Here is a 1058-nt window from a genome sequence, read left to right as displayed (position 1 = left end):
TCGCAGTTACCACCCTTGCGACTTACTAATGCTTCCAGACGTTACTCCAGCGCATGAGGGACTTGCACCCTCTAGATTAATTAACTACTTTTCTGTAGTTAAAAGATGCCCATACTGGGCACACACAATGGCTATACTCAATGCGGGCGTAAGTGCTGAATCCATTGGTCTGGGCGTGCCGACGAGCACCGCAAAATCTTTTGGATTTTGCTTTTGAGCGGGACAAGATAAAACCAAAACAAAAAGATTTTTGCTATTGCGTGGCGGAAAAGTAGTTTCGTGCAGCCCCGCACTGAGCATAGCCGAGACGTTGTAAGCAAGCTAAAAATTGAATAATGTTCAACTTATTTAAGAAATCAAAAAATATTGAATCCAAAATTCCTAAACGGATTCCCATAATGCGAATGGAAGAATACCACACGCATTATCTTGGAAAAACTGAAGATGATAGATTATTTTTTGGGAGTGTAACTTTTGCCTATAAAAAACCAATTAGAGAATTAAATCCTGAGGAGAGAAACAAGTATCGAATAGAGCTTGCAATTCTGTATTTATTTGACAAAAACGGTAAATTTTCTGAATATAAATACTGGTCTACCGAGAAGGATAGTGAAAGGCAAAGTGTATGGGAAGAAATGGAAAAATTAGTTAAGGAATTGGGACAAGTTACATTATGCAATATTGATGTTGAAACCTTCGAAATAAATATAGATGGAATAAAATGTGGTTTGATTCCAAATGAAGAATCAGTTAGTATTGATTTATTTCCTAGTAATACTATTTCCTTTCAAGAACCTTGGGATGGAGAATATTATACTTAGCAGGACGGAAAAGCCAGCTTACAATCGAGTGGATGGCTCCGCCATCAAATGACGGAGTGCACCCCTCACACCACCGTACGTACGGGTCTCGTATACGGCGGTTCGTAAACCATCAAACCAAGGCTCTTTTCACCCTTGGCACTATCTTCTAATTTAGGCATAGGCTACAACATGTGCTCCTATGCGAATTTTGAAGAGAATTACGTTCGGTCCTTCCTTGTTTGTGAGACCTCTAGG

The 1058-nt window shown here is 39.5% G+C and carries 1 protein-coding gene; it reads left to right on the top strand.

Features of this window, described 5'->3' with window-relative positions; all coding sequences use genetic code 11:
- Positions 1 to 335 precede the first annotated feature (335 nt).
- Positions 336 to 821: a hypothetical protein gene (locus B4Q04_RS22365; protein ID WP_088698190.1), complete on the top strand. Its 486-nt coding sequence runs from the start codon at positions 336 to 338 to the stop codon at positions 819 to 821.
- Positions 822 to 1058: the final 237 nt, after the last annotated feature.

The organism is Zobellia sp. OII3, from assembly GCF_002211465.1.
GTDB lineage: Bacteria > Bacteroidota > Bacteroidia > Flavobacteriales > Flavobacteriaceae > Zobellia > Zobellia galactanivorans.
The sequence above is the reverse complement of the archived record's forward strand: the minus strand, read 5'-3'. Positions and strand labels throughout refer to the sequence as shown.